A 26,563-nucleotide genomic window follows, 5' to 3' on the forward strand; every position below is an offset into this window, starting at 1 on the left:
CGTGAACCGTTTTTCACTCAGCGACGCCATACTGCTCAGCGGCCTGGCCCTGCTGCTGGTTAGCTTCAAAGCCGTGGTGCGGCTGAAGCTGGGCCTGACCGGCCATTCGATGTTCCTGCTGGTGCTGGTCTACCTGCTGGCCCGCGGCCTGGTCCCACAGCGGGGCTCGGTGCTGTACTGCGGCCTGATGACCGGCTTGCTGGCATTGATCATGGGCGTCGGCAAGGGCGGTCCTCTGGTGCTGCTGAAGTTTCTGCTGCCGGCCATGGGAATGGAGCTGGCCCTGCTGCTGCTGCCCATGGCCCCCTGGTTTACCGCTCAGGCGCTGCTGGTGGCAGCGGCTGCGCTGACGGTGTGGGTTGGCAAAGGGGCATTGGAGCTGTGGCTGGCGGGCGCCGACCCGGCCCTGATCCTGGTCCAGTCCGGCTGGAAAACCCTCGGCGGTGGACTGTTCTCCATTCTCGGGGCCTGCTGCACCCCTATGCTGCTGCAACGCCTCGCTCATCACCAATTGATTCCCACACACAGGCAACCACAATGACCCTCTACCTCTGCATCGACGACACCGACGAGATCGGCACCAAGGGCACCGGAGAACTGGCCGAAGAGCTGGCCGAAAAAATTCACCAACTGGGGCTGGGCCACTGCTCACCGGTGACCCGACACCAACTCTTTGTCCATGACGACATTCCCTACACCTCCCACAACAGCGCCATGTGCTTCTGCATTGGCGAAGCCGGCGATCCGGATCGCATTCGCCAGTTGGCCGTGGAGCACCTGTTGTCGGAGTCGGCCCCGGGATCGGATCCAGGCCTGTGCCTGTTCAGCGACGCCGACACCGAGGCTCGACGAGCCCTGATTGAATTCGGACTGCGGGCCAAGAAAGAGGTACTGAACAAGGATCAGGCTTACGAGTTAGCACAGCAATGCCAGGCCAGGCTGTCGGAGCACGGTGGCAGTGGCGACGGCGTGATCGGCGCCCTGGCCGGCATCGGCCTGAGACTGTGCGGCAATGACGGCCGCTATAAGGGCCAGCTGACGCTGCCCGAAGGGTTGGCACAGCCGGTCAGTATCGCCGCGCTGCTGCGTCACACGCCATTGGAGCAAGTCTGGACCCTGAGCCATCAACCGGTTCCCAACCACACTCGAATCGAACTGGAAGGCAAACTGAAAGCGGTACAGCTCAATCACCGCATGACCCTGCTGGTGGCCTTCGACGGCGACCGTTGGTTCAACGCCCAAAAACGCCACCTGAAGCATTATTGAGGACACTATGGAAAGCAAACACAGCCGCATGGCTGCCCGCGAGTGCCGCTGGTTCATCGCCGACGACGAAGATGAACAGGTAGACGACACCCTGCGCTCCTGCGTCAACTGCGCCTACCGGCGCTGGCTGCAGGAAGGATACCATTGCGTTCACCCGCAAAAGCAGCTCGAACAGGCAAAAACCGACTAAAACACTAGGTTTTATCACTGAAATAACATCCACTTCCACACTGTCCGAACCGTGAAAGCTCGCCTACATTTTAGAGGCCCGCAATCAACAATCGAAAAGGACAATGATGATGATTCAGTCAGCTGCAACACGCTCAGCCCTGCTGCTGGGGGCCTCTCTGTTGATCTTTGGCTGTGACGGCGACGATGGCGCCGACGGCGCCCCGGGGCCGGAAGGTCCCCCTGGACCTCCGGGGGATCCCGGCCTGCCTGCCGGCTCCTTTACCCGCACCGCAGAATCGGCCGCCGAGGTTGAGCTGATGCTGCAACCCGGTGACGTGGTGGTCACCGGCAGCGATCCCTTCAGCATCGAATTCAGCGCCAGCGGCCTCAATGGTGGCAACCGAGTACCCCTGGTCGGGCTGTCACGCATCGCCCTGTACGTGATGAACCAATCGACCAACAGCGGCGACAGCGGCGCACCAACCCAGTGGCAGAGCCACACTCAGGCCAACGGCGCCGGCTCGTCCATGACCTGCACCCTGACCGGAAAAACCACCGACCGGGGCGGCAATGAGATTGATGCCTGCACCCTGGTCGAGGATGAGGCCACTCCGGGCCGTTACCACGGCAGCTGGAGCCATGATGGCAATGCGCCGGTGGTGCTGGCCGATGGCGACCCCAACTTGCTGCACCGGGTGATCATTCGGGCTTATGATCTCAATGACAGCAATGGCGAAGGGGTGGCGGACAAAGTGCTGTCGACACCGCTGGACTTCATTCCCGCCAGCGATGCCCTGGCGGTCTCAGTCAAAGACAGTGTCACCAATGGCGCCTGCATCCAGTGCCACGGCGCACTGCCAGGCTACCCGGATGACGACCCGCGCATCGCCTACCTGGACACCCACTCCAACTACCAGAAGGTGGAGCAATGCGTGGCCTGCCACACTCCGGCCCTAGGCGATGCCGATTTCCCCGCCATGATTCACGATCTGCACGCCGGCATTCGGGACGGATTTGACGCGGTCGGTTTCCCCGGCGAACTGTTTCAATGCAAGCACTGTCATGGTGAACAGGACAGCTGGCAGGCCAACCTCTACGGCCAGGCCTGTCAGTCCTGTCATACCAGTGAGGACGCCGCCAACCACATCGCCGCCGTCGGCAGCGATCGCAGCTGTGACAGCTGTCATGGCCCCGATGCGCCACCGGCGGGTCCCGGACTGCCCGGGACCGTGGAGTACAGCCACCAACCGATGCGCCGGGCGCTGATGCTGGCCAATGAAGGGTTGGGGTTTGAGTTTACCTCCGCAGTGGTCAGTGACAACGGCCTCGCCGATGACCTCAGTACCCTGACGGTCACTGCCAATGTCACCTTCAATGGCGCCCCCGCCGCCGACGATTTCGACTTTACCCCCTACATGACCAACACCGGTCGAGGCATCCTGCTGGGCAACGTCGATACCGACGGCGTGGTGACCCGCAATGCCACCCTCACCATCAACGCACCGGATCGGGTCAGCCTCAGCGGCGGCGTACTGACGGTAGCGAAAGATCTGGCCGACAGCAGCTTGAGCGGCAGCATCTATCTGACCGCCGAGGTGCAGTTCTGCGGCGAACAGGGTGCGGCGATGCCCTGTGAGGCCGACGGTACCGGCTACGCCAATCACGCGCCGGTGGCCTACTTCAACCTCGACGGCGGCAGCCCGACAACGGCTCGCCACAGTCAGCCCGACCGGGTCTCGGTAACCGAAACCGCCTGTAACGCCTGCCACGAAAACCTCACCCACGTGAAAGGCAGCCATGGGGTGACCGAGTTTACTCAATGCATGCATTGCCACAACAGCACCTGGGCCGGCTCATTCCACCCGACGGTCAATGTGATTAATGACGATGGCAGCGCCACTGAGGTCGAGGGCATCCGCTTCAGTAACCGGGATCTGGTCACCGTGGTTCACCGCTACCACAGCGGCGCCTGGGACAACGACCAGGCCCAGGGGGTGTACCTCAACGCCGAGGCCGAACTGCAAGGCTACCCCAATGGCATTGTCCAGTGCGGTGCCTGTCACAGCGCCGATCAACCGCTGTTTGCGGCCGACGGCGGCCTGATGTCCGGTAAACGGGCCATCGCCATTGGCACCGACCAGTACGTGTCTCCCGTCGCCGCCAGCTGCCGCTCCTGTCACGCCCACGCCGATGCCGCGGCCATGGCCCATTTCGAGAGCAATGGCGCCACCGTCGACAGCAACCCGGACAGCAGCGCCAACCTGCCGGTAGAGAGCTGCAGTACCTGTCATGGCGAAGGCAAAACCTTTGGCATCGACAAGGTCCACGGCTCGGACTGACCCCTGCACCAAAATCCTTCAGGGGGCTTCGGCCCCCTTTTTGCTGGCAGCTGAGGTACACTGGGTCACCATTTCTCACCTTAACGACTCCATGAAAGCAAAGAACCAGCAGGCCGTCTCCCCCCAGGTGGTGGCCCAGGCCGATAAGATTGCCAAGGCCACCCAAAAGCCCGGCCAGACCAAAGAGCAAACCCGGCTGATCGCCAAAGGCATCGAGAAAGGCATCGCCGAATACAAGAAGCGTGAAAAGGCCAAGGCCCGCGAGCGTGACAAGCAGAAGAAGCGTGAACAACGGGACAAATCCCAGCCCGAGGAAGCGCCGGTGTCGATGGACACTACCTCCCGGCAGACCGCCCTGCTTCCCTGGATTCTGCTCGGACTCAGCTGGGCCGGTTTCCTGACCTACCTGTCGATGGCCTGACCCTCAGAGGCGCCGATTCGCCCGAATCGGCGCCTTGCGCATGTGAAATATCGTTAATCTCACGACATCTCGTAACCGCAAAATCACCAGATATCGTTTTTGCAAATCCGGATTCAAGAAATTCAGCCACGATTCAGGTTTTTTCCTGCTTGGCACAGCCCGTGCTCTGTATTTACCACAAAAACAAACACTGAAAGGTAAATATGATGAACAGCATGCGCCTGACAAAATCTGCCTTAGTTATTTCGGCACTCTTGTCTTCTTTATACACCGTAAATGCCGCGGCAGAAGATGGCATGAATATCGGTGGTTCCGTTCGTGTTAATTACGGCATGAAGCTGTATAACGACCAGTCAAAAGATAAAGGCGGCGACCTGAATTTTGACGTATTAACGCTTAAATTTGATGGCACCCACGGCGACTGGGGTCTGTCCAGCGAATACCGTTTTGCCTCCGGCAAAAACTTCATCAAATGGGGCTACGGTTACTACAACATCGATCCGGAATGGCAGCTGCAGTTCGGTATCAACAAGGTCCCATTCGGTAACCCGGGTTTCATCTCCAACAGCTGGTGGTTCGGCCTGCCTTACTACCTGGGCTTCGAGGATGATTTCGATGTTGGCGCCAAAGCCACCTTCGACAACGGCAAATGGCACACCGACATCGCTTTCTACAAGAACGGCGAATACAACTCCAAAGACACCAAAGCCTACGCCCCTGACATCTTCTCCGGCACCGTTAACGGCACCGAGTACAACAACGAAGAAACCAACCAGATCAACCTGCGTCAGACCTACACCCTCAGCGACGGTGACCTGAAAATCGTCATGGGTGGCTCTTTGGAGTACGGCCAGATCTACAACAGCAAGACCGAGAAAAACGGTGACCGCAACGCCTTTGCCGTCCACATGGACGCAGGCTACCAGGGCTGGAAACTGCAACTGCAAGCGATGCAGTACGAATTCGATGCCGAAGATCCAGACGGCATGGACAACAACAAGATCGGTCTGGGCGGCGCTGGCTGGCAGTATGAAGTGGCTTCCAAGGGTCAGATCTACTCCTTCAACCTGGCGAAAACCATCCCTACTTCCTGGGGCAGCGTCAAAATCTACAACGATTTCGGCCTGATGACTCCCGACGTGGATGACAGCAGCTACGACAACAGCTACCAGAACGTTACCGGTGCCGCCTTCTCGGCCGGCCCGATCTACATCATGGCGGATTTCATCATGGGTAAAAACATGACCTTCTCCACCAAGATGGACGACCACGTTGGTCTGCCAGAAGCCGGCGACGGCTGGGATCAGCGCATCAACATCAACTTCGGTTACTACTTCTAACCGAACCTCAACACCCTGTTTTATTTCCTGACCCTTTTGCCACCGCCTGAGCGGTGGCTTTTTTATGGGGCATAAAAAAACGCGGCCGTGGCCGCGTTTTTCTCTCTAGACGCTGAATTACATCAACCCCAACTTTTTCATTCTGCTGCGCAGTGTATTGGGGTGAATCTCCAGCCTCTCCGCTGCCCCACCACTGCCGTGAATCTTGCCGCCGGTGATCCTCAGGGCATGCTCAATGTATTTGGCGGTCATGGTGTCCAGTGACACCAGGTGGTCACTGGCACGACTGGGGTCGATCACCACCGTCTCTCCGCCACCACTGTGACCGGTTTCCGGCTCGCCGCCGGTACTGAGAAAGTCAAACACCAACGGCGCCCCTCGGGACTGAATCATCGCTCGCTCGACCGCATTCACCAGTTCACGAACGTTGCCCGGCCAGGCGTAGTTCTGCAGCTTGGCCAACTGCTCCGGGGCAATGGAGGGCAAGCGATCCAGCTTGAAGCGGGTCAAAAACTGCTCCAGCAGATGATGAACCAGCAACGGCACATCTTCACGGCGATGGCGCAGCGGCGGAATGGCGATGGGGAACACATTGAGCCGGTACCACAGATCCTCACGGAACGAGCCAGCCTTAACCATCTGCTGCAGATCCCTGTGGGTCGCCGCCACGATGCGAATGTCCAATTCCACCGGTTCGATGCCCCCGACCCGAACAATGGTGCGACTCTGCAGTACCCGCAACAAGCGCACCTGGGCCGACAACGGCAGTTCTCCCAGCTCGTCCAGGAAGATGGTGCCGCCGTTGGCCTGCTCGAAATAGCCCTGCTTACGCTTCTCGGCGCCGGTAAAGGCGCCCTTTTCATAACCAAACAGTTCGGAGTCGATCAACGAGTCGGGAATCGCCCCGCAGTTCACCTTTACAAACGGCTTGTTGGATCGGGAAGAACGGGTGTGAATGGCGTTGGCAATCACCTCTTTACCACAACCGGTCTCACCGTTAATCAGCACCGTGCTGTCCAGCGGTGCGATGGCCTCGACCTGCTCCATCACCTGACGCAGACCACTGTTGGCGCCGATGACGTCTTCTCGACTGTCGATAGAGCGGCGTAAGCTGCGGTTCTCCGCCTCCAGTTGCGCTTTCTCCGCCAACAGGTTACGCCCCTGAAGGTTGAACGCCGTCACCATACTGAAGGGCTGATGCAGGGATTGCAGCAGATCCGCATGGCGCGCGCGGAAGCTTTGCTCCTTATTGGCGTACAGCCCCACCACCCCAAGATGAAAATCATCACACTGCATTCTTAACAACATCAGTGACTTGGCGCCGGGAATAAGCTGCGACAGCACGTGATGGCTGACCCCATCCATAGAGATGTGGTTCAGAATGCGGATGGGCGGCCGCTCGCGATCATTGAGGGAGTCACACATCTCGGGCGTCAGCGCGATGCGACGATCCAACAGTTGTCCCCCCTGACGGTCGGCGTGCGCCACCATCTGAATCTCCTGGCTCTCTTGCATAAACAGGTTGATGTAGATGCCATCGATGGGAATGTGCTGGACCAGGTAGTCAAAGCAGTGCTTCAGGGACTTATCCAACTGCAAACTGCCGGACAGGTGCTGAGTCACCTCATAGAAAAACTTCAGCTCGGTAGACATAACACTGGGCCCTCAATTACGAATTGTCGTCATTTTAAAAGCTGAAGCGAGGCAATACCGAGGATTGGGTCATGTATTTGAAGCTAAAAAAGCGATATTAAGAAAACACCTGAAAATCACCGATTATCCACGACAAAAAAACTAAAATGCCAAATGAGATCCAGTCTACATATTTCACTAAATTATTAATTCTGACCTCATTTCAATTATTTATATCGATAATAAAGGATCCAGCTCACAGTTATTGTCGCAGCCCACTTAGGCTCATGAAAGCCACGGTTATTTGAGCAAGCTCACAGCCTGATAATTCCTCAGTTGCAGCCATTACCTCACCCCACATTTACTGCCACACTCTGTTCACCACCACCGCCACTGCCATAGTTAGATTTCGTAGCGTCCCACGAAATCCGGTAAGTCGTTTCACGGCATTTCGTAACTGCCCGTGGCCGATCATAGTTCCGCCCCCAAAACCGGCTTTTGGCACGGCTGGCACACAAGCTGCAATTGTCTGTCATCGATGAATGGGAATCCCTGTTTGTCTTACGCAGACTAACAATACAAAAGCTGGAGAAAGCATAGTGAAAGCTGTAACAAGTAAAGTTGCTGTTGCACTGGCCCTGAGCCTGACCGCAGGTTCGGCATTGGCCAAAGACACCATCACTCTGAACGGTTTTGACATGACCATCGACCAAGCCTGGGCCATTGCGGCTGGCGACGCCGATGTGGATATTGCCAACAAAGCAGAAAAGCGTCTGGACAAGGCGTACGACACCCTGATGACCGCAGCACGCCTGGGCAAGCCGGTCTACGGTCTGACCGTGGGTGTGGGCCTGAACAAGGACCACAAGCTGTTTGATGCCAGCGGTGAAATGACCAAGGAAGCCCTGAAGGCATCCAAAGAGTTCCAGATCAACGCCCTGCGCGCTCACAGCGCCGGCGTGGGTGAGCCGATGCCTGCCGAAATGGTTCGTCTGGGTATGGCGGTGCGCCTGAACACCCTGCTGCACGGTCAAACCGGCGTACAACCTCAGGTTGCGGATCTGTACGAAGCTTACCTGAACAACGACATCGTGCCGGTTATCCCATCCAAGGGTACCGTAGGCGAAGCCGACATCCTGCTGGCGTCCCACGTGGGTCTGGCAATGCTGGGCGAGTGGGAAGTGTTCTACAAGGGTGAGCGCATGAGCTCTTCCAAGGCGATGAAGAAAGCCGGCATCAAGCCGCTGGACCCCATCGGCAAAGACGCACTGTCCATCCTGTCCAACAACTCCTTCGCCACCGCTTACGCCATGCAGGGTCTGAAAGACGCCGAGCAGGTTCTGGAAGTGGCCCCAACCCTGTTTGGCCTGTCCCTGGAAGGTCTGAACGGCAACGTGGCGCCATTCCTGCCACAAACCAATGGCGTGCGTCCGTTCCCTTACGTTCAGGCGACCTCAGACACCATCCTCAGCAAGCTGGATGGCTCCTACCTGTGGGATCTGAACGACACCCGCCCACTGCAGGATCCACTGTCTTTCCGTACCTCCGGCTACACCTTCGCCATGGCTGAAAAAGCGGCGGACGAGCTGGAAGCGATGCTGAAGATTCAGATCAACGCCTCCGACGACAACCCGGCGGTCGTACTCAACCCAGGTAAGAAATACGTCAACAAGCCTCAGGTTGCCAAGTACCTGATCGACGGCAAAGGCGGCGTATTCCCGACCACCAACTTCAACCCACTGCCGGTGGCCATGGCGGTACAGCAGTTGAGCGTGGCAATGACTCAGGTGTCTCACAACTCCGTGATGCGCTCTACCCGTTTGTCCGATGACCACTTCACTCACCTGCCGCGCTTCCTGACTGCGCCAGGCAACGTGGGTCACGCCTTCGGTGCCATTCAGAAAGCTTACGTTGACCTGCACGTTCGCAACAAGCAACTGGCTCAGCCAGTCAGCTTCGAGGGTGTGGCCATCGCCGGTAACATCGAAGACACCTTCACCAACCTGAAGCTGGCTTCCGATAACCTGATTCAGATCTCCGACAACCTCAGCACCATCTTCGGTCTGGAACTGTTCCACTCCGCTCAGGCCATCGACCTGCGCAAGCTGGACAACCCTAAGCTGAAGCTGGGTAAAGAGACCGGTAAGATGTACAAGGAATACCGCAAACTGGTTAAGTTCGTGGACAAAGACCGCCCTTACACTCCGGACTTCAAGGCCTCTACTGAATTTGTAAAAGCCTACTAAGTCACTCCGACTCTCGCAAAAGCCGGCCTCAGCGCCGGCTTTTTACGTTATTTCGTAGAAACACCCCAAGCACCACGCCCACACCACGCCAACAAAACAAACTTTCGCTTTTATCCCCTCATGTCGCGATCCCAACCAGCCAGGCGAGCACCAGCATTCGTAATCCCTACTAAATACCGTAACCCCGTTCCCCGAAATGTCGTGCTCGTGTGGGGCCGATCATAAATCCCCTCCTTTTTCCCTGAAAAACCCTAGCTGGCACGACCTTCGCACTGACTCTGGCATATCAATGCCAAGGTGCACTGGAGATTAAGATGACCAACAACAACAACATGGTGGCGTCCCGTCGGGCGTTACTGAAAAAAGGCGCCGCGCTGGCGGCCGGCATGGGCACCATGATGGTGACCGGCCAGGCTCAGGCCAAAGCAAGCTGCACACCCGCCCCTCAACAGTTCGACGAAGTGTTCGACATCATCGTGGTCGGCTCCGGCTTTGCCGGCATGTCGGCGGCAGTACAAGCCGCCGAAGAGGGCGCCAAGGTGCTGGTAATCGATAAGATGCCGGTGTTTGGCGGCAACTCCACCATCAACGGTGGTGCCATGGCGGTGGCAGGCTCAGAACTGCAGGCCAAAGAGGGCGTCAACGACAGCATCGAGTTGATGGTCAGCGACATGCTGAAATCCGGCCGGGGCATGAACGACGTCAACATGCTGAAACTGGTATGCAACGGTACTTCAGAGTCGGCCAAGTGGCTGGAAAGCTACGGCACCGTCTGGAAGCCTTTCGTTCAGCACTTCGGCGGCCACTCCGTGCCCCGCGTCCTGCAGACCCGCGAAAGCTCCGGTGCCGGCATCATCCGTCCGCTGATCAAGGCGGCAGAGAAGATCGGCGTCACCATGTACAAGCAAACCAAGCTGGAGTCTTTCATTCAGGATGACGACCAGCGCGTTATCGGCGTCAACGTCAAAAGCCAGTATTTCTTCCCGAAAGAGCGGACCGGCTCGATGCGCACCCTGGGCGCCCGCAAAGGGGTCATCATGGCCACCGGTGGCTTCGGTCGCGACATCGACTTCCGTCAGATGCAGCAACCTAAGCTGACCTCGGAACTGGACTCCACCAACCATCCGGGTGCCACCGCCGGCGCCCTGAAGCAGATGATGCTGATCGGTGCCAACCCCATCCACCTGGACCAGATTCAATTGGGTCCCTGGTCTTCTCCCGATGAGAAAGGCTTCGGCACCGCCTCGCAGTTCAACACCGCCGCCACCTACCAGAACGGCATCGTGGTCGACGCCCGCACCGGTGAACGCTTCTTCAATGAACTGGCGGACCGTAAGGCCCGGGCCGACGCCATCATGACCCGCCGCGATGAGCAGGGCAAACCGGTGTACCCCATCGGCCTGACCAACGCCAAGGGGGCCGCCAAGGCGCAAACCCTGGCCTGGGGCATGAAGTACGACGTCATCAAGAAAGCCGACACCCTGGAGCAACTGGCCAACGAGTACGGCATACCGGCCGACAAGCTGAAGGCCCAGGTGGCACAGTGGAACCAGTTTGTGCGCGACGGAGAAGACCAACAGTTCGGGCGGCCGCTGATGCAGGCCTTTGAGCTGACGGAAGGGCCGTGGTACGCGGTGCGGATGTGGCCAAAAGTGCACTACTGCATGGGCGGCGTTCGAGTGAACACCCAGTCTGAGGTGCTGCACCTAGTGTCCGATAAACCCATTGCCGGCCTGTACGCGGCAGGGGAAGCCACCGGCGGCATCCACGGCGCCTCTCGCCTGGGCGCCTGTGCGGTGGCCGAAGGGGTGGTAACCGGCCGCAATGCGGCTCGCAGCGCCGCAGCGGCGTCCGCCATTTCCCTCAAGCAGGCTTAAGCCAACGCCCTTTTGAATTCAGGAGACAGCATGTCTACTCGCAACGCACTTATTGCCGCCTTCATCGCCGCCGGCGTGAGCCTGTCCGTTCCGGCCCTGGCCGCCAAGATGCCACTGAAGTCGTATCACAAAGAGATTTTTACCGACGAACAGGGCAACGTCGAGTGCTCCACCTGTCACGGTGACAGCAAGCCCTACACCATTCCGTCAGAGGACAACTGCCTGACCTGCCACGGCAGCAAAGAGGAGTTGGCCCAGCAGACGGCCCGTCCGGGTCACGGCGCCGACTACGAGCCGAACCCTCACGACAGCCTGCACTATGGCCAGGATCTGAGCTGTGTCTACTGCCACGCTCAGCACAAGAAGACCGAGGTCTACTGCAACAACTGCCACGAGTTCAAATACCCGGACCTGAAACGCAAGTAACCTCCCGGCTCCCCGCAGGGGAACCTCAACGCGGTCCCATGGCCACCTCTCATCATCGGGTGGCCATGGGCCTCCCTGCGCCAGAGCCTGGCTCTGGTAAGCGTTGGTTATCTCACCCAAGGACCCCGGCTTTGCTAGGAAGCCGGCCCTTTTTCCTCCTTGCGCGCCCCCCCTCCAGCACGGAGCCGAAAGATTGGCAATCCCTCAGGCAAAATACCGTGATCACAGCCGCAGGCACTGATAGAATCGCTTTCTGTCCAAAATTAAGTAGTAACTGTCGTATGAGCTTAGAACTGTTAGATAAACTGGAGTCTCGCGTACAAAATGCGCTGGAGACCATCGAACTTCAGCAAATGGAGTTGGAAGAGGAGCGGACACGCGCCCAGGAACTGGAACTGCGCAACCAGCAACTGGAGCAACGCACTCAGGAGCTGGAACAGCAACTGGCTGCCTGGAACAGCAAAGCGGAAGGGCTGTTGAACAAACTGTCTCAGGCCGATGCGGAAGCTGAGCCGCCGACACCAGGCCTGAGCGAGTTAGCATAAGACTGACCGGCCTGAGGAATCAGGCCAGTATCAGGTCGCTGCTGCGGCGTCCGGCTGCAGCAGATCATTGAGCTCGTTGATCACCTCACGGACCTTGGGCAACGAACGAACGGGCATGATGAATCGCCCGGCTTTAAACTCCAGTCGACCTACGTGCTTAACCAGCACCACCCCATCCCTAAAGACTCTGGCGTGTTTCGCGATCATCCTTGGCGCGTAGATTGGGAAAATTCTCACCGACAAAATTCCTTGTTTTATTCTGGCTGATGCACACTATCAGACCGCGGCAATTGTATTTAGTTTTGCTCGCAATACAACCTACTGATATTAGATTATCCCAAAGCTTTCCGTAGTGAATTTTTGACACCCCGTCATTTGGCATCATGTTGCAAACTTGTTACTGTGATTTGGCAGTGTTCCTAACCGCGAGTCATGACGGTTAGTTCCGCCGTCTCGAGGGGTATGGGGCTGAGAGGCGGCAGGAGTCACGCTCGCTTTTGATCGGTGTTGCACCGATCTTTTTTTATTAACATAAATTGCATTCAATATACAAAAACATCGTGTAACAAAAAGGGGAACCGAGCGGTTCCCCTAGGTGGCCTGATGCGGCGCTCAGTCCTGCTTTTTGGCCAGGTAGTTGATCAACTCAGACAGTTGCTCAGCGCTTTCCAGCCCGCCCATCTCCACCTGATACTTGCCGTTGACGATGATCGCCGGCACACCGCGGATACCGCTGCTGATCTGCTCTTTCTTCCAGCTCTTGACCTTGGAGTTCACCATAAAGCTGTTGATGGCTTTGTCGTACTTCTCGCCATCAACGCCCTGATCCACAAACAGCTGCTTGACGTCACTACCGGTGCTGAACTTAACGCCGTTGTCATGAATGGCGGAAAACAGCGGCTTCTTCACCTGCTCGGACACCTTCATGGTCTGCATTACCGCCAGCGCCTTGGTCATCTCGATCCCCATGGGACCGCCAATGAAGTCGACGTGCTTCTGCTCAAACTTGATGCCACTGTCCAGGCTCTTTTTCAGGTTGGGCAAATGCACTTTTTCAAAGGTGTAGCAGTGGGGGCAGTAGAAGGAGAAAAACTCAGTCACCCGAGGCTGACCCTGAACCGGCGCCTGACTGACGACTTTGTAGTGCGTGCCTTCCTCAAATTGGGCCGCCAGGGCCAGCGGCGCCAACATCAGGGTAAACGCAATCGCGAGTAATTTTTTCATAGTGCCTTCTCTAAACAATTCTCAAAAACTGCGGCTCACTGTGCCACAACAGACTCAAAAACTTAACCCCGGAGACAGCGACAACGCCGGCTCCTGTAGGGCAGACAGTTGCTCTTTCATTGCCAGCACCTGATCTTCCCAGAAGCGATCACTGCCAAACCAGGGGAAGTTACGTGGAAACGCGGGGTCCTGCCAACGCAAGGTCAGCCAGGAGAGGTAATGCACCATCCTCAATGCCCGCAGCGGCTCAACCAGCTGTAATTCAGAGTGGTCGAAATCACAAAAAGTTTCATACCCTTCCAGCAAAATGTCCAGCTGCATCTGCTGATGGCTGCGCTCTCCCGCCAGCATCATCCACAGATCCTGCACCGCCGGACCGGTGCGGGCGTCATCGAGATCGACGAAGCCGGGTCCGTCCGGGGTCCACAAAATGTTGCCGGGGTGCATGTCGCCATGCAGGCGTTGAGTGCGTACCCGCTGCCACGGCGCCTGCGCCACTCGCTCCAGCACCTGATCGAGGACGGTAAAAAACGCCGTCTCGATGTGCGACGGCAGCTGCGCCTGTTGCTGCAGCACCTGCCGAGGCTGATGGCCATGGGTGTCGATCGTCAGCGGCGCCCGGTGGGCAAACTGGCCCGCCTGAGCCACCTTGTGCATCCGCCCCAGAAACACCCCCACCTGTTCCAGCTGCTCGAGGTTGTCCACCTCAAACTCACGGCCACCGATGCTGTCCCACAGGGCAAAGCGGTACCCCTGGTGCTCAAACAAACTGGTGCCGTCGATCCGTTTCGGCGCCGCCACCGGTACCTCCGCCGCAGCCAGCTCATGGGCAAAGGCGTGCTCCTCCAGAATCGCCGCTTCGGTCCAGCGCTGAGGCCGGTAAAACTTGACCACATAGCGACGACCGTCGTCGGCACGAAACTGGTACACCCGGTTCTCGTAGCTGTTCAGTGGCAGCAAACCGGTTTCCGGATACAAGCCGACGGACTCCACCGCGTCCAGGATGCAATCGGGACTCAGGGAGTGAAAATCAAATTGAGCGAGGGTCATAATGAGGTCCAAAGTTGTGCCAGGTATTCGGTCACCTCCTGATCGCCGGCACGTTCGGCCTGCAACCACAGGGTGTCGCACAGCGCTTCGTACTGCAGCGCCAGTCGACACCCCTCAAACTCCAGCAACCACAGGTGACGGTCCGCCCCCCAGCTGTGCTCCAGCAGGCGACAGTCGAGCCGGGCCAGCATCAACGGGACCAACTGCGCCAGGGTGTCGTCATCGGCCGCCAGGGTCCACAGCAGTTGACCGGTGTCGGCCTGCCACCGAGGTGCACTCAGCTGGAGCAGGAGAGGGTGATCGATTGTGCCCATGAAGGGGGTGCCTCTGTGTAGTGAGGGTGATCCGGGTGCTCATCATAGGGATGTCGCAGGGCCTGATGCAACTGATTCAGTGGCGCGGCATCGCCGTTTTCGGCGGCTTCGATGGCCTGTTGGGCCAGGTGGGTGCGCAAAATCACATTGGGGTTGGCTTGAGCCCGCTGCCGCTGCCAGGGTTGCAACTCCGTCAACGCCAACCGGTCACGGTAGCGCCGCAGCCAGTCTGACCACTGGCTGTCCCGTCCCAGCCACTGCCCCAGCGCATTGTCGTCCTGAGTCGGATCCAATCGGCACAGGCTGCGCAAGCAAAGGTGAAAGTCCACCTGCTGACGTCGCATCATCTCCACCAAGTCCGCCACCAGATCCAATCGAGGCTGAATCTCCCCTTCGGACACCACCCCCAATCGCGCTTCCATACGCCACAGGTATCGGGCCACCAGTTGCTGCTGATAGTGACTCAGCGCCGCCGCCATCATCTCGGCATCCAGGTGATCACTGAGCGCCAATGCCAGCCGCTGCAGATTCCACCAGCCGATGGCAGGCTGCTGATCGAAGGCGTAACGACCGTGGTGATCGGAATGATTGCACACCAAACCGGGATCGCAACGATCCATAAAGGCGAACGGACCATAATCAAAGGTCTCGCCCAGAATCGACATGTTGTCGCTGTTGAGCACCCCGTGGGCGAAGCCCAACGCCTGCCAGTCGGCAATGGTCTCGGCGGTCCGCGACACCACCTCGAAAAACCACGCCTGTACCGGCTTGGCGTCACTCAGGCAATCGGGAAAGTACCGCTCCAGGGTGTAATCGATCAGGGCACTCAGCACCTTTGGCTGATCGCTGTGCTTAAAGTACTCAAAATGACCGAAGCGCAAATGACTGCGGCTAACCCGTACCGTAATGGCCCCCCGCTCCTGTTGCTCCCGCCATACCGGGGTGTCCGATCCCAGCACCGCCAGCGCCCGGGTCGTGGCCACCCCCAGGTGGTGCAACGCCTCGCTGGCCAGAAACTCTCGCACGGCGCTGCGGACCACCGCCCGACCGTCGCCGCCGCGGGAGTACGGCGTCGGACCACTGCCTTTGAGGAACAATTCGTAGCCGTGCAACTCCCCCAGGTGACAGCCACGACCGTCACCCAACCTTGGGGTATAGCCGCCAAACTGATGGCCGGAGTAAACCTGGGCCATCGGCGCTAAGCGAAACGGCCCCTCACCATTACACTGCTTCAGCAAGGCGGCAGTCGCGGTGGCCGGCAAGCCAAGGGTATGGGCCATCTCCTCACTCCACCCCAGCCACACCGGCTCGCGCAGCGGCGACGGCTCAACCGGCTGGGCCAGCCCGGCAACCGCCTGATTGATTCCGGCAGACAAATTCAGCACAATCTTTCTCCTTGATCCAACGCTCATTTCCGCCTTTGCCGGCCCTTTACCAGGAGACCCCTATGACATCCATTCTGATGGTGGCCCACGACAGTCCCTACGGCAGCGAAAAGCTCTACAACGCCCTGCGCATCGCCCTGGCGATGCAGGAGCACGGCGATCAGCCACTCAGCCAACGGGTGTTTCTGATGTCCGATGCCGTGGTCGCGGCCCTAAGTGGCCAACAGACCCCGGATCTCAGCTACCACATTGGCCAGATGATCGAACTGTTGCTGGCCCAGGGCGTGCCGGTGAGCCTGTGTAAAACCTGCGCCGAAGCCCGGGGTCTGACCGAGGACAGACTCATCGAGGGCGTCCAGATCGGAACTCTGGTTGAACTGAGCCATTGGACACTGCACAGCGACAAAGTGCTGCACCTTTGATCCGGTTCGCAAATGCGGCGGCGCTGCATAGATAGATTCTCAATACCCGTTAAGATACCACCATACCTGAGCCAATAACTGGGTTATTTATGAAAAGCCGCATTTTGCAAGGCCGCCTGGCCAATGAATACCGCACCATGGGCCACATGGCCCAGATCTATTGCCGGGCCAATTGCCACCGCCAACGCAATCCACAGGGCCTGTGCGACCAATGCCAGGCTCTGCTGGATTACGCCGAAACCAAGCTCGATCGCTGCCCCTATGGCGACAGCAAACCCACCTGTGGCAAGTGTCCCATCCACTGCTACAAGCCGGAGCCCAGACAACAGGCCCGCATCATGATGCGCTACGCTGGCCCGAGAATGCTGCTGCGCCACCCATTGGAAGCCCTGCAGCACCTGCGGGACAATCGCCGCCCGGTACCCGCCAAGCCGCCCATGCGTGCCAATCGACGCCGACGTCAGCGGACCCCAGGCTCACCGTCAAAAGCTGAATAAAATTCATATATTTCAGTAACTTTCACATACTGCGCACGAACAACACTCAAGCGGATGAAATCTAAAGAAAAATCACTGAAACAATTCATAGAAATCCTCGCATCTATCTATTTTTTATAGCTTTTTTGATTTTATTTGGTACCATTCGCTGCGCTGTCAGACGGGTCGACAGACAGGATATCTGCGACCTGAACATCCCTGACTGCTCCGCCCCACGGCTTATGACCTCATCAAGGATGAACACGGATGAATTCGCGCCTTTTTTTGCGACCGCGCGGTCGCTTTCGGACCCTTCACTGTACCGCCTCCGTGGCCTGGTCCGAATCTTGAACCTTTGCGCCAATGCCATCCCGGTCACCGCCGGGTACCTCGGTGATCCTGAACGGATGATGGGGCAATGATCGATTATTGGTGGGTCGGTTTCCCTCGACCGGCCTGCCACCTTTCCCTTTGTGGTTATACCAGCCGCCAAAAAGCACAAATCCGGTTATTAGCTCTACTCTGAGTTGTGAGAATTGGGTAAGCTCAATGCCAATAATCACAACAAGGACATAACCCCATGAAGACAGCTTGGCTCCCCGCAGCAATTGCGGCTGCCCTCGCAGCACACCCGGCTCTGGCCGAGCGCACCCACGACATCACTCCCAATGATTTTTTCTCCATTCAGGGCATGAGCCAGGTCCAGTTGAGCGCCGATGGCGAGCAGGCCGTCTGGGTACAGAGTTACTGGGATGAGGCCGCCGATAAGAGCCTGAACGATCTGTGGCGCGTCAAGCTGGGCCAGCAAAAACCGGAGCGCCTGACCTTCAGCCCCGACAAGGAGTCTCAACCTCGCCTCGACAGCGAAGGCAAGTACCTGTACTTCCTGCGGGCAGAAAAACGCGGCGAAGGCAAACAGCCGCCCTACAATGGTAAGAGCCAGATCTTCCGCATGCCGCTGAGCGGCGGCGATGCCGTTCCCCTGACCCGGGAAGAGCAAGGGGTGAAGCACTTCGAACTCGGTCAGGACAGCCTGTGGTTCAGCACCAGCCGCAGCCACACCGAGCAAGACGCGTTCACCGCTCAACGCAGCGCCAACAAGGGCCCCAACTATGGCCATGGCAGTGTCGACGTCAATCCCATCTACAGCCTCAATCTGCAGAATTTCCGTACCGAACTGCTACTGGATGACGACAAAGTGGTCTGGGACTTCGACGTCAGCCCGGACGGCAAACGTCTGGCAAGGGTCACGACCACAGATAACGAGCTGATCTTCCTGGAAGGCTGGTCTCACGTCGAAGTGTATGACATCGAGTCCGACACCAATACGGTGCTGGAAGACAGCGCCTGGCGTGAGCAGGCCCCTTCCCCATACGGCTGGTTGATGCACCCCAAGTGGAGCCCGGATGGCGACAAGCTGGCCTGGCGCATCGATTACGACGGCCATCCCGGTCAACTGTTTGTGGCGGCCATTGGCGACGACAATCAGGTACAGTGGCAACTGGACCTCGAGCGCCCGGGCAAAGCCACCCTCAACGGCTCCGACAGCCTCTGGCGGCCCAACAGCGACGAGCTGTGTTACCGCGGCGCCGAGCAGGGTTCGGTCAAGATCTTCTGCACCGACATCGATGACGGCAAACAGGGTCGCACCCGCACCCTGACCGACGGCGACTATGTGGTCGGCAGCTACGCCTTCGATGGCCGCGGAAAAACGATGGTCATGAGCCACAATAGCCTGGATCACTTCTACGATCTGTATCAAGGCAAAGTGGGCAAAACGCCGCACCGCATTACCAACATCAACCCGCAAACCGATAACTGGAAATTGCCTCAGATCAGCCGCTTCCAGTGGACGGCACCGGATGGCAGTCAGGTAGAAGGGATGCTGGAACTGCCCCCAGGCTATAAGAAATCCGATGGCCCGCTGCCGCTGGTAGTACAGATTCACGGTGGTCCCACCGCCGCCACCCCGTACGCCCTGCAGCACCGCTCCTATGGCCGTGCCAGTTTCGCGGCCAAGGGCTGGGCCTTGCTATCCCCCAACTACCGCGGCTCCACTGGCTACGGTGATAAGTTCCTGGTGGAACTGGTTGGCCACGAACACGACATCGAAGTGAAGGACATCGAAGCGGGCGTCGATGCCTTGATCAAAGAGGGCATTGCCGATGCCGACAAGCTGGCCGTGATGGGGTGGAGCAACGGTGGCTACCTCACCAACGCTCTGATCAGCACCACCACCCGTTACAAGGCGGCCAGTTCCGGTGCCGGTGTGTTTGATCAGCGCCTGCAATGGCTGCTGGAAGACACCCCGGGCCACGTCCTCAACTACATGGAAGGCCTGCCATGGGAAAAACCGGAGGCCTACACTCACGGCTCCAGCCTGACCCACGCCGGCAGCATCACGACCCCGACCCTGATCCACATGGGCGAAAATGACCCCCGGGTTCCGGCGCCGCACGCCAAGGGGCTGTACCGCACCCTGCGCCACTACCTGGACGTGCCCACCGAACTGGTGATCTACCCTGGTGAAGGCCATGGCCTGAGCAAGATGTCTCATCGCAAAACCAAGATGAGCTGGGATCTGGCCTGGTTTGAGCATTACGTACTGGGCAAAGAGCTGAAATAACTCAGTTTATGCTAGTTGAAAGGGGTGTCGTCAAACACCCCTTTTTTGTAGCTTAAAAGGTCCATTGGCACATCAAAAAGGACCTTTACCCATGTGCACCCATCTGACTCTGGCCCCCCAGGGCAGCATCAGCAACGACAACCCGCGCCTGTCTGGCCGCTGCCACGACTTTCCCTTTGTGATCCCCACCACCCTGCAATTGGTGCCCAAACAGGCGGAACTGTTTGTCGACGGGCCTCAGGCGTCCACCGGCAAGCGCTACGGTTTTGCCTCGGTGCGGGCCTCAGACAATCTGCAGGACTACCCGGTCACCCCGTGGATGACGCAGGCCCTCAAAGGCAAGTTTAAAGCGCTGGCCCAGAACACCTTTTACGACGGTCTCAATGAAGTCGGCCTCAGTGGCTCGGCCCTGTATATGGTGGGCTCACACTATGAAGCGGTCAGCGACACCCGGGCCGGCGTGCCCTACAACCAGCTGGTGGGCTTTGTATTGCGGCATTACGCCAGCGTGGATGAGATTGAGCGCGACTTCGGTCCTGACGGCCCACTGGCGGTGATCAACCCGCTGCCCGGCGTACTGGAACAGATTCTGCCGCTGCACATGGCGTTCACCGACCAGGCGGGCAACGCACTGATCATCGAGTGTCTCAACGGCGAGACCCAGCTGTATCGTAATCACCACGGCGTCATGACCAACCAGCCCTCCTACCCCTGGCAGTTGAATAACCTCAACCACTATACCCACCTGTCGTGCACCAATGTGGTGAAGTTCGATGATCAGGGTCAGGCTTACCAGGCCAACGGCAGCGGCCTGCAGGGGTTGCCCGCCGACGCCACCCCGGAGTCACGCTTTGTGCGCGCCTTCAAAATGCGTCAGGCCGGAGCCAGCATCAACCCAGACGAACCCGCACACCTGAGTTATCAGCTGCGGATCATGCAGATGTTCAAGGTATTGCAAACCATGTGGGTGCCGATGGGGTCGGTGCTGGAAAACACCAGCCTGGGACGGGATGCGGCGCCGGTGGACAAGCTGTTGCTGGACCCACCGAAAAACCTGAATGACTTCAGCCAGTTCTGCACCATACGGGATCATCAGAACTGCTACTTCTATTTCAGTACCTACAGCAACCCGGGCCTCAATCGGCTGGATCTGCCCCAGCGACTCGCCGGAATCAGTGACATTGAAGAGATCGAACTGTTCCCCACCGAGCCGTGGTACACCGCGGTGTAGTGCCCCGGCGTCAGACCTCGGGGATCAGGTGCCGGGCCACCGTCAGGGTCTCTGACGGCGTCTTACCCAGGGTGTAACGGCCGGCAATGGCGAACTGCTGATTGTACCTGGCCAGCCACTCCTGCAGTTGCTGTTGCAGGCTATCGAGGTGATCGAGCCGCTGGGCTTTAAACAGCGGCTCATAAAATTCATTCCAGACCAGGGTGTGAAACCGGGCACCCAAGCCGTTCACCACCGGGCCGTTATAGGCTCGCATGTGGATATGATGACAACCGAGCTCGGCGATCGCCTGCTGAAACGGCTGGCTTTTACTGCCAAAAAATTCCGCGCCTTTGTCGGTCAACAGGTTAGTGATCGGCAACCGCTGCTGCTGGTACCAGGGCGCCACCTGGCGCAGCAGAAAATCACGGGCATGGCTGGCGTCGTTGCTGTCGCTGACCCAGGCATGGGCAAACTGGCTGTAAGCATCAAGGAAAGTGTGTTGATACAGGGTTCCCAACCCGCCAACGTTGCCCAGCTTAAAGGTATCCTGAACGCAAACATCGCCGGGGTATCGGCACTCCAGTCCCATCTGATCCTGCTTAATCTCATACAGGTGTTCCACCTGACGACGGGACTCACCTTCCAACTCCTGCCGCTGATTGAGGGCGCTTTGCAATGCCAGCAACCGGTTTTGCTTGGTCTCCAGGTTGTGCCGAACCCAGATGGCGCGAACACCACTGGGAGAGATGGTGCAGCCACGGGCCGTCAGCAATTCCGCCGCCCGGGCCTGACCATAGTTGGGGTAGTCCAGTGCAATCTCAATCACCTGGGATTCCACCTCCGGCGACACCCGGTTCTTAATCGCCGGCTTCTTGCGCGACAGATTACGCAACCCTTGTTCACCGGCACTTTCGTACTGCCGCTTAAAGCGGTAATAGCTGTCGCGGCTGTAACCCATGATGTCACAGGCACGACTGATGCTTCCCAGCTCCTTGGCAAGCTGAAGCAAGGCCAATTTACTGCGAATATCGCCACTGCTTTTGTTGGTCACTCTGTCGCCACAATGTAGAGGTAAGTTGCTCCGAGATTACCAGAAAACACCATTGGGGGTGTAGCCTAACCACTTGAACCAGGTTTCTCCCAACAGAATGCTGGTTGCCCAGCCGATCATCAGCATGGTAAAGCCAAATTTAAAGGTGTCCGACAGGCTGTAATGATCGGTGGAGTACAGCAACAGCGCCGGTTTGCTGTTAAAGGGCAATACGTACACGTGCTCAATCAGCAGCGCCACCGGCAACGCCAGGCTCATCACCGGGTAGCCAAACCGCTGCGCCACCCCGATGGCGATGGGCACAAACAGCATGGTACGCATGGTTTTGGACTGAAACACCAACGAGCTCAGCAACATACAACCGGTTAACGCCACATAAAATACCCAGAACGGCGTGCTGGCATCCAACCCGAAGTGCTCCAGCCCGGCGTTCACCACCAGGTTGGGCAGATCGGTTTGCTTAAAGCCGGCTCCCAGGGTGTAAGCGCCGGCAGAAAACATCAGCAGGTGCCAGGGAATGTCCACCTGATTCCAGTTCACCACGCCGATGCGTGGCGACAACGCCACGATGGCACCGATGAAGGCCACCGCGGTGGCGCTGACACCGTGATAGCGATCCGTCGCCCAGAAAAACAGGATGGTGACAAAAATCAGTATCGAGCGAACCTCCAGCCGACTGACCGGCCCCATGGCCTTGAGTTCTTGCTGCAACCGCTGCATGCCGCCTTCGATCTGTGGCAACCGCTCTTCCGGCGACAGCGGGAAATACACTCGGGTCGCCAGCAGCCAGCCGATGACGATCATGCACACCACGATGGGAAAGGCCACCACCATCCAGTCACCGAAGAAGAAGTTGCCGCCGATGGCACCGGCGATCAGGCTGGCCGCCAGCAGGTTGGCGCCGGACCCGGTCACAAAGGCACCGGCACACAAGTTAATCTGCAACAGGTTCTGCAGCACCAGGTTGCGGCCAAAGTTGTTTTTGTTGTCACCACCGCGGGCGCCGTACACCGCGGCAATCACCATAAAGATTGGCATCAGGATGGCCGCCTTGGCGGTGGTCGCCGAGATGAACGCCGACAGCACCAGGTTAATGACCATGAAACTGTAGAAAATCGGAGTGGCACTGGTGCCGAAGCGGCAGATAAACCACAAGGCAAAGCGCTTGGCGGCGCCACTGCTCACCAGCATCGAAGCCAGAATGAACGACAGAATATTCAGCCACATGATCGGGTGGCCCAACTGCGCGTAGGCGGTGCGTTCCGGCAGCACCCCGGTCAGCACCATCAAAATAATGACAATCAGTGAGGTCAGATAGTTAGGCAATGCTTCGGTGATCCACAGAATCACTGCACCGCAAAATATGGCCAGCATCGCCACACCGTGCAGACTGAACTGGTCGGCGCCCACATTGGCAAAATGACCGGCCGCGGTTTTTCCCAACATCTGCACATCGATGTTCTGCAGAAAGGCCGGCACGTCGCCCAGCATCAGAATGCCGAATACCGCCGCGGCAATCGCCAGCCCCGACCGTTCCAACCACTGTTCGAAGGTGGACTTAACCCGCACCGGCAGATGTTCCATCCGGTACTGACTCATGTCGAGCGGGTCGTCCCTAAGCACTTTTTCACTGTTCATTATTATTTTGCCTATCCATCCGTTTGATGGGGACAAAGTAACCATTCACTTTGCAAAAAACCTAGATCCAGATCATCAATAAACACAATTAGTGCTTTTTTAATCTGAAGCCAAACCGACAAAAACAAACACCAACAAGCTCACAAATCATTGATTAATAACCACAAAAACAACCAACACTGACCATTGCGCCAATATTGAATGTAAGATTAGATAAAAACTAATTGGAGCAAAATTGATCGCGATCACATCACAGGCGTGGTGACCGGCATAGCATAAATGGCGAAACAATAATCACAGAATGACTCAAAAAGGATTGCCCCATGGCTGAACTGAAAATCGGTGAGATCTCCAAACCTCGTTTTGAATTCCGTACCTTCGGACAAAGCTTCGAAGCGGCCCATGAGCGGATGGCGCGCCTGTCGGTTCCGGTACCGGAAAAAGTGTGGTGTCGCCACAGTGAAGAGATTTACATCGTGTCCAGCACCAACGACCTGAACAACACCAAGATTCGTGATGGCAAGATGGACATCAAAACCTTCGTCCAGGCCGTCGACGGTCTGGAGCAGTGGGATCCTAAACTGAAGGCGGAATTCCCGGTGTCCAAACAGCAACTGGAACAGGAGATCTTCCCGGCCTTTATGGTTGAAATGCCCGCTCTGGAAGCGCAACAGTATGATCTGCAGGCATTCCTTGCCCTGATCGACGCTCACCCGGATCTGCAGTCGGTCCGCATCAACAAAGAACGCTTCGGCTACATGGTCAACAACAGCATCTGTGAAGTCGCCAATGTCTTGGTCAACGGGGCAAAAATTGTCAGCATCAACTCCGAGTCCACCGAACTGGAAGACATTCAGAAAACCATCAGCGATGTGGGCCTGGAAGGGGTCGAGAACATCAACTACCTGCAAGCCATCAAGCGGGTGATCGGCATGACCAACAAGCCGCTGGCAAACTAAGAGGAACCGCAGACATGACTTTGGAAATTGAACGCAAGTACCTGGTGAACGACGACTCGTTCAAGGCGGACTCACACAAACAGACCCGCATTATTCAGGGCTACCTGAGCAGTGCCCCGGAACGCACCGTCCGCGTCCGCATCAAGGGGGACAAGGGCATCCTGACCATCAAAGGGATCGGCAGCGAAAGTGGTGCCTCCCGGTTTGAATGGGAAAAAGAGATCGCCCTGGAAGACGCGCAGGCGCTGCTGAAAATCTGTGAGCCCGGGGTGATCGACAAGACCCGCTACCTGGTTAGCCACCAGGGCCACACCTTTGAAGTGGATGAATTTTATGGCGAAAACCAGGGACTGACCGTCGCCGAGGTCGAACTGGAATCGGAGCAGCAACAGGTACACAAGCCGACTTGGCTGGCGCAGGAGGTCACCGGAGACGTGCGTTATTACAACTCCATGCTGATGAAAACCCCCTATACCAGCTGGTAAGACGATGATTTCGCTGTCCATTGCCGACAAGTATCACCTGCAATTTCAGATCGGACTGACTCAGAAACCGAGCAGCACCGAGTGGAAGTTGCACCTGCTGCTGCCGTCGGCCATGGTCAGCGATGAAGACAGCCTCAGTGCCACCCGCTTTTATCAGAATTTACTGCAGCAACAACGACTCAGCTCACCGGGACAACCCCAGCCCGGCGACCTGAAGCGTTACTGCCAATTGCTGCACGGTGGTCACGCCATGAAAGAGCGCCAGTTCAAGCGGATGTTGGCGGATCTGGTCAATGGGTTGCTGCATCAGTTTGAGCAGGCTCAAGGGGATCAACTGCTGGCGCTGCGCAGCCCGCTGTGCCGATTTCTGCGCCTGGACCGAAGCCTGACCGCCCCCAAGCAGCGCAAGCTGTACAAACTGGCCCGGCAACTGATTGTTTTTCAGTTCAACCAGGCCCTGCTGCGTGAACGCCATGGCGGTCGCTGCAGTCAAACCCGTCAAGTTCGTCGTTACCTGTTGCTACTGGAACATTACGCCCGGCGGCAAGGGATTCGCCTGGGACACGAACAGGAAGCGGGACGGGAAAAGATGCTGGAAAAACTCGGGCTGTGCCAGCGCATCATCGATCGGCCTTATCAACTGCAGCGACGCTTACTCAAAGGTACCCAGATGGCAGAGCAGCTGATTTTTGGCTTCTCGGCGGCGATGGCCATGGCGTTTGCCACCGGCATCGCATTCGCCACCCAGCGGGCCTTTGGTAACTTCACCACGCCATTTTTTTTCTCACTGGTATTCTCCTATATCTTCAAGGATCGAATAAAAGAGCTGGGTCGTAATTACCTGGTTGAGAAATTTTATTCACGTTTCTACCAACACCACTATCGATTATATAAAGCCAGTGACAAAGAACCGAGCTTGGATATTAAGGAGAGTTTTTATCATCCAAAAGGGAAAAAACTCGACGTTTTGATTTCCACCCTAAAAAAAGCCCTGACCTCGGCAGAGACCTCTCGCATTGAAGCCGCCTGGTCCTACCGTCGCCAGTATTCTTTTCGCCAACACAAAGCCATCGAGCAGTCGAATAAATTTCACGATGATCTTACATTAAACCTGAGCCGCCCACTGCGACTCCTACCCAGCCAGATTCGAACCATCTGGCAGCAGGAGAGTCAGCAACTGCGCAAGGTGGACGTGCATCAAGTGGTGCCAATCTACCTGATCATTGAGACCCGGGAGCAGGCTCAGGCCAAGGTGAAACTGTTTCGACTGCACGCCAGCAGACGTGGTATACACCGTATTAAGGAGATCGAATCCGGCAGCAGGAAATAGCCAGCAATCCCGACCTCACCCCCACGTCTTAATAACCGCCTTCGCTGGCGGCGGTGCCGTTTTGCCTTCCAATTCCCCAGCAATAGCCTTCGATTTTCCTTTTCTCAAAGAGTGATTAAGACTGTAA

At 57.6% G+C, this 26,563-nt stretch carries 25 protein-coding genes; 17 read left to right on the plus strand and 8 right to left on the minus strand.

The genetic code is table 11. The features are described from left to right. Position 1 precedes the first annotated feature (1 nt). From J8Z22_RS20755 to J8Z22_RS20780, 6 genes are all read left to right on the plus strand, one after another. Positions 2–541 carry a core component of ECF transporter gene (locus J8Z22_RS20755; protein WP_252007964.1) on the plus strand — a complete coding sequence of 180 codons (540 nt, stop codon included), beginning with the start codon at positions 2–4 and terminating at the stop codon, positions 539–541. Then, positions 538–1,266 (plus strand): DNA-binding protein, encoded by a 729-nt coding sequence (locus tag J8Z22_RS20760; RefSeq protein ID WP_252007966.1) that lies wholly within the window; start codon positions 538–540, stop codon positions 1,264–1,266. Before J8Z22_RS20755 ends, J8Z22_RS20760 begins: the two co-directional genes overlap by 4 nt. Positions 1,267–1,273: 7 nt before the next feature. Next, positions 1,274–1,456 carry a hypothetical protein gene (locus J8Z22_RS20765; protein ID WP_252007967.1) on the plus strand — a complete coding sequence of 61 codons (183 nt, stop codon included), beginning with the start codon at positions 1,274–1,276 and terminating at the stop codon, positions 1,454–1,456. 106 nt (positions 1,457–1,562) lie between these two features. Beyond that, positions 1,563–3,776, plus strand: coding sequence for an OmcA/MtrC family decaheme c-type cytochrome (locus J8Z22_RS20770; protein ID WP_252007969.1), 2,214 nt, complete (start codon positions 1,563–1,565; stop codon positions 3,774–3,776). A 91-nt stretch (positions 3,777–3,867) separates the two neighbouring features. Continuing rightward, positions 3,868–4,197 (plus strand): DUF2956 domain-containing protein, encoded by a 330-nt coding sequence (locus J8Z22_RS20775; protein ID WP_252007971.1) that lies wholly within the window; start codon positions 3,868–3,870, stop codon positions 4,195–4,197. 203 nt (positions 4,198–4,400) lie between these two features. Then, on the plus strand, positions 4,401–5,537 hold the full coding sequence (locus tag J8Z22_RS20780) for a hypothetical protein (RefSeq protein WP_252007973.1): 1,137 nt from the start codon (positions 4,401–4,403) through the stop codon (positions 5,535–5,537). A gap of 117 nt (positions 5,538–5,654) precedes the next feature. Here the strand turns inward: J8Z22_RS20780 and J8Z22_RS20785 are convergent, their stop codons facing one another. Then, positions 5,655–7,190, minus strand: a complete 1,536-nt coding sequence (locus J8Z22_RS20785; protein WP_252007975.1) for a sigma-54-dependent Fis family transcriptional regulator — start codon at positions 7,188–7,190, stop codon at positions 5,655–5,657. A 521-nt stretch (positions 7,191–7,711) separates the two neighbouring features. Here J8Z22_RS20785 and hutH point away from each other — a divergent pair. The 4 genes from hutH to J8Z22_RS20805 all read left to right on the plus strand — a co-directional run bounded on the left by hutH (position 7,712) and on the right by J8Z22_RS20805 (position 12,263). Further along, entirely contained in the window at positions 7,712–9,415 is a 1,704-nt protein-coding gene (gene hutH, locus J8Z22_RS20790; RefSeq protein WP_371878052.1) for a histidine ammonia-lyase, read from the plus strand. A 314-nt stretch (positions 9,416–9,729) separates the two neighbouring features. After that, positions 9,730–11,292: a flavocytochrome c gene (locus J8Z22_RS20795; RefSeq protein ID WP_028111351.1), complete on the plus strand. Its 1,563-nt coding sequence runs from the start codon at positions 9,730–9,732 to the stop codon at positions 11,290–11,292. A 30-nt stretch (positions 11,293–11,322) separates the two neighbouring features. Continuing rightward, positions 11,323–11,718 carry a cytochrome c3 family protein gene (locus J8Z22_RS20800; protein ID WP_035414907.1) on the plus strand — a complete coding sequence of 132 codons (396 nt, stop codon included), beginning with the start codon at positions 11,323–11,325 and terminating at the stop codon, positions 11,716–11,718. Positions 11,719–11,999: 281 nt separating this feature from the next. Next, complete coding sequence (locus J8Z22_RS20805; protein ID WP_051252223.1) at positions 12,000–12,263, plus strand: cell division protein ZapB; 264 nt, start codon at positions 12,000–12,002, stop codon at positions 12,261–12,263. 30 nt (positions 12,264–12,293) lie between these two features. Here J8Z22_RS20805 and J8Z22_RS20810 read toward each other — a convergent pair whose 3' ends face one another. The 5 genes from J8Z22_RS20810 to J8Z22_RS20830 form a co-directional block, all read right to left on the minus strand. Then, complete coding sequence (locus J8Z22_RS20810; protein ID WP_028111349.1) at positions 12,294–12,500, minus strand: DUF1107 family protein; 207 nt, start codon at positions 12,498–12,500, stop codon at positions 12,294–12,296. Between the two features lie 375 nt (positions 12,501–12,875). Beyond that, positions 12,876–13,487 (minus strand): thiol:disulfide interchange protein DsbA/DsbL, encoded by a 612-nt coding sequence (locus tag J8Z22_RS20815; RefSeq protein ID WP_028111348.1) that lies wholly within the window; start codon positions 13,485–13,487, stop codon positions 12,876–12,878. Between the two features lie 54 nt (positions 13,488–13,541). Continuing rightward, entirely contained in the window at positions 13,542–14,537 is a 996-nt protein-coding gene (locus J8Z22_RS20820) for a serine/threonine protein kinase (protein ID WP_035414905.1), read from the minus strand. Beyond that, positions 14,534–14,851 carry a DUF3630 family protein gene (locus J8Z22_RS20825; protein WP_252007978.1) on the minus strand — a complete coding sequence of 106 codons (318 nt, stop codon included), beginning with the start codon at positions 14,849–14,851 and terminating at the stop codon, positions 14,534–14,536. The genes J8Z22_RS20820 and J8Z22_RS20825 overlap by 4 nt, the downstream gene beginning before the upstream one ends. Next, the gene (locus tag J8Z22_RS20830) at positions 14,815–16,233 is read right to left on the minus strand and encodes a YdiU family protein (RefSeq protein ID WP_371878145.1); all 1,419 of its coding nucleotides are present in this window, start codon (positions 16,231–16,233) and stop codon (positions 14,815–14,817) included. Before J8Z22_RS20830 ends, J8Z22_RS20825 begins: the two co-directional genes overlap by 37 nt. A gap of 65 nt (positions 16,234–16,298) precedes the next feature. Between J8Z22_RS20830 and J8Z22_RS20835 the strand changes: the two genes are divergently transcribed. From J8Z22_RS20835 to J8Z22_RS20850, 4 genes are all read left to right on the plus strand, one after another. After that, positions 16,299–16,658, plus strand: coding sequence for a DsrE/DsrF/TusD sulfur relay family protein (locus J8Z22_RS20835; RefSeq protein ID WP_028111344.1), 360 nt, complete (start codon positions 16,299–16,301; stop codon positions 16,656–16,658). 89 nt (positions 16,659–16,747) lie between these two features. Continuing rightward, positions 16,748–17,155, plus strand: coding sequence for a nitrous oxide-stimulated promoter family protein (locus J8Z22_RS20840; RefSeq protein WP_252007982.1), 408 nt, complete (start codon positions 16,748–16,750; stop codon positions 17,153–17,155). Between the two features lie 559 nt (positions 17,156–17,714). Then, a complete protein-coding gene (locus J8Z22_RS20845; protein ID WP_252007984.1) occupies positions 17,715–19,760 on the plus strand; it encodes a S9 family peptidase in 2,046 nt (681 codons plus the stop codon). Positions 19,761–19,851: 91 nt separating this feature from the next. After that, positions 19,852–20,991 (plus strand): linear amide C-N hydrolase, encoded by a 1,140-nt coding sequence (locus J8Z22_RS20850; RefSeq protein WP_028111340.1) that lies wholly within the window; start codon positions 19,852–19,854, stop codon positions 20,989–20,991. 10 nt (positions 20,992–21,001) lie between these two features. Here J8Z22_RS20850 and J8Z22_RS20855 read toward each other — a convergent pair whose 3' ends face one another. Both J8Z22_RS20855 and J8Z22_RS20860 read right to left on the minus strand, forming a co-directional pair. Then, complete coding sequence (locus J8Z22_RS20855; RefSeq protein ID WP_051252221.1) at positions 21,002–22,024, minus strand: helix-turn-helix domain-containing protein; 1,023 nt, start codon at positions 22,022–22,024, stop codon at positions 21,002–21,004. Positions 22,025–22,060: 36 nt separating this feature from the next. Beyond that, complete coding sequence (locus tag J8Z22_RS20860) at positions 22,061–23,662, minus strand: DASS family sodium-coupled anion symporter (RefSeq protein WP_028111339.1); 1,602 nt, start codon at positions 23,660–23,662, stop codon at positions 22,061–22,063. Between the two features lie 323 nt (positions 23,663–23,985). On the opposite strand from J8Z22_RS20860, the gene J8Z22_RS20865 reads away from it, so the two are divergent. The 3 genes from J8Z22_RS20865 to J8Z22_RS20875 are packed head-to-tail and all read left to right on the plus strand — an operon-like array spanning position 23,986 to position 26,436. After that, positions 23,986–24,621 carry a hypothetical protein gene (locus tag J8Z22_RS20865; protein WP_028111338.1) on the plus strand — a complete coding sequence of 212 codons (636 nt, stop codon included), beginning with the start codon at positions 23,986–23,988 and terminating at the stop codon, positions 24,619–24,621. Positions 24,622–24,635: 14 nt separating this feature from the next. Beyond that, on the plus strand, positions 24,636–25,106 hold the full coding sequence (locus J8Z22_RS20870) for a CYTH domain-containing protein (RefSeq protein ID WP_252007986.1): 471 nt from the start codon (positions 24,636–24,638) through the stop codon (positions 25,104–25,106). Between the two features lie 4 nt (positions 25,107–25,110). Further along, positions 25,111–26,436 (plus strand): hypothetical protein, encoded by a 1,326-nt coding sequence (locus J8Z22_RS20875; protein WP_252007987.1) that lies wholly within the window; start codon positions 25,111–25,113, stop codon positions 26,434–26,436. Positions 26,437–26,563: the final 127 nt, after the last annotated feature.

Origin of the sequence: Ferrimonas sp. SCSIO 43195, assembly GCF_023716685.1 — a bacterium.
Classification (GTDB): Bacteria; Pseudomonadota; Gammaproteobacteria; order Enterobacterales; family Shewanellaceae; genus Ferrimonas; species Ferrimonas kyonanensis.

What these genes read in the sequence shown, in the direction of transcription:
- J8Z22_RS20760 (WP_252007966.1), top strand. Translation starts at nt 538, where the DNA reads ATGACCCTCTACCTCTGCATCGACGACACCGACGAGATCGGCACCAAG.
- J8Z22_RS20765 (WP_252007967.1), top strand. Translation starts at nt 1,274, where the DNA reads ATGGAAAGCAAACACAGCCGCATGGCTGCCCGCGAGTGCCGCTGGTTC.
- J8Z22_RS20770 (WP_252007969.1), top strand. Translation starts at nt 1,563, where the DNA reads ATGATGATTCAGTCAGCTGCAACACGCTCAGCCCTGCTGCTGGGGGCC.
- J8Z22_RS20775 (WP_252007971.1), top strand. Translation starts at nt 3,868, where the DNA reads ATGAAAGCAAAGAACCAGCAGGCCGTCTCCCCCCAGGTGGTGGCCCAG.
- J8Z22_RS20780 (WP_252007973.1), top strand. Translation starts at nt 4,401, where the DNA reads ATGATGAACAGCATGCGCCTGACAAAATCTGCCTTAGTTATTTCGGCA.
- J8Z22_RS20785 (WP_252007975.1), bottom strand. Translation starts at nt 7,190, where the DNA reads ATGTCTACCGAGCTGAAGTTTTTCTATGAGGTGACTCAGCACCTGTCC.
- hutH (WP_371878052.1), top strand. Translation starts at nt 7,712, where the DNA reads ATGGGAATCCCTGTTTGTCTTACGCAGACTAACAATACAAAAGCTGGA.
- J8Z22_RS20795 (WP_028111351.1), top strand. Translation starts at nt 9,730, where the DNA reads ATGACCAACAACAACAACATGGTGGCGTCCCGTCGGGCGTTACTGAAA.
- J8Z22_RS20800 (WP_035414907.1), top strand. Translation starts at nt 11,323, where the DNA reads ATGTCTACTCGCAACGCACTTATTGCCGCCTTCATCGCCGCCGGCGTG.
- J8Z22_RS20805 (WP_051252223.1), top strand. Translation starts at nt 12,000, where the DNA reads ATGAGCTTAGAACTGTTAGATAAACTGGAGTCTCGCGTACAAAATGCG.
- J8Z22_RS20815 (WP_028111348.1), bottom strand. Translation starts at nt 13,487, where the DNA reads ATGAAAAAATTACTCGCGATTGCGTTTACCCTGATGTTGGCGCCGCTG.
- J8Z22_RS20820 (WP_035414905.1), bottom strand. Translation starts at nt 14,537, where the DNA reads ATGACCCTCGCTCAATTTGATTTTCACTCCCTGAGTCCCGATTGCATC.
- J8Z22_RS20825 (WP_252007978.1), bottom strand. Translation starts at nt 14,851, where the DNA reads ATGGGCACAATCGATCACCCTCTCCTGCTCCAGCTGAGTGCACCTCGG.
- J8Z22_RS20835 (WP_028111344.1), top strand. Translation starts at nt 16,299, where the DNA reads ATGACATCCATTCTGATGGTGGCCCACGACAGTCCCTACGGCAGCGAA.
- J8Z22_RS20840 (WP_252007982.1), top strand. Translation starts at nt 16,748, where the DNA reads ATGAAAAGCCGCATTTTGCAAGGCCGCCTGGCCAATGAATACCGCACC.
- J8Z22_RS20845 (WP_252007984.1), top strand. Translation starts at nt 17,715, where the DNA reads ATGAAGACAGCTTGGCTCCCCGCAGCAATTGCGGCTGCCCTCGCAGCA.
- J8Z22_RS20850 (WP_028111340.1), top strand. Translation starts at nt 19,852, where the DNA reads ATGTGCACCCATCTGACTCTGGCCCCCCAGGGCAGCATCAGCAACGAC.
- J8Z22_RS20860 (WP_028111339.1), bottom strand. Translation starts at nt 23,662, where the DNA reads ATGAACAGTGAAAAAGTGCTTAGGGACGACCCGCTCGACATGAGTCAG.
- J8Z22_RS20865 (WP_028111338.1), top strand. Translation starts at nt 23,986, where the DNA reads ATGGCTGAACTGAAAATCGGTGAGATCTCCAAACCTCGTTTTGAATTC.
- J8Z22_RS20870 (WP_252007986.1), top strand. Translation starts at nt 24,636, where the DNA reads ATGACTTTGGAAATTGAACGCAAGTACCTGGTGAACGACGACTCGTTC.
- J8Z22_RS20875 (WP_252007987.1), top strand. Translation starts at nt 25,111, where the DNA reads ATGATTTCGCTGTCCATTGCCGACAAGTATCACCTGCAATTTCAGATC.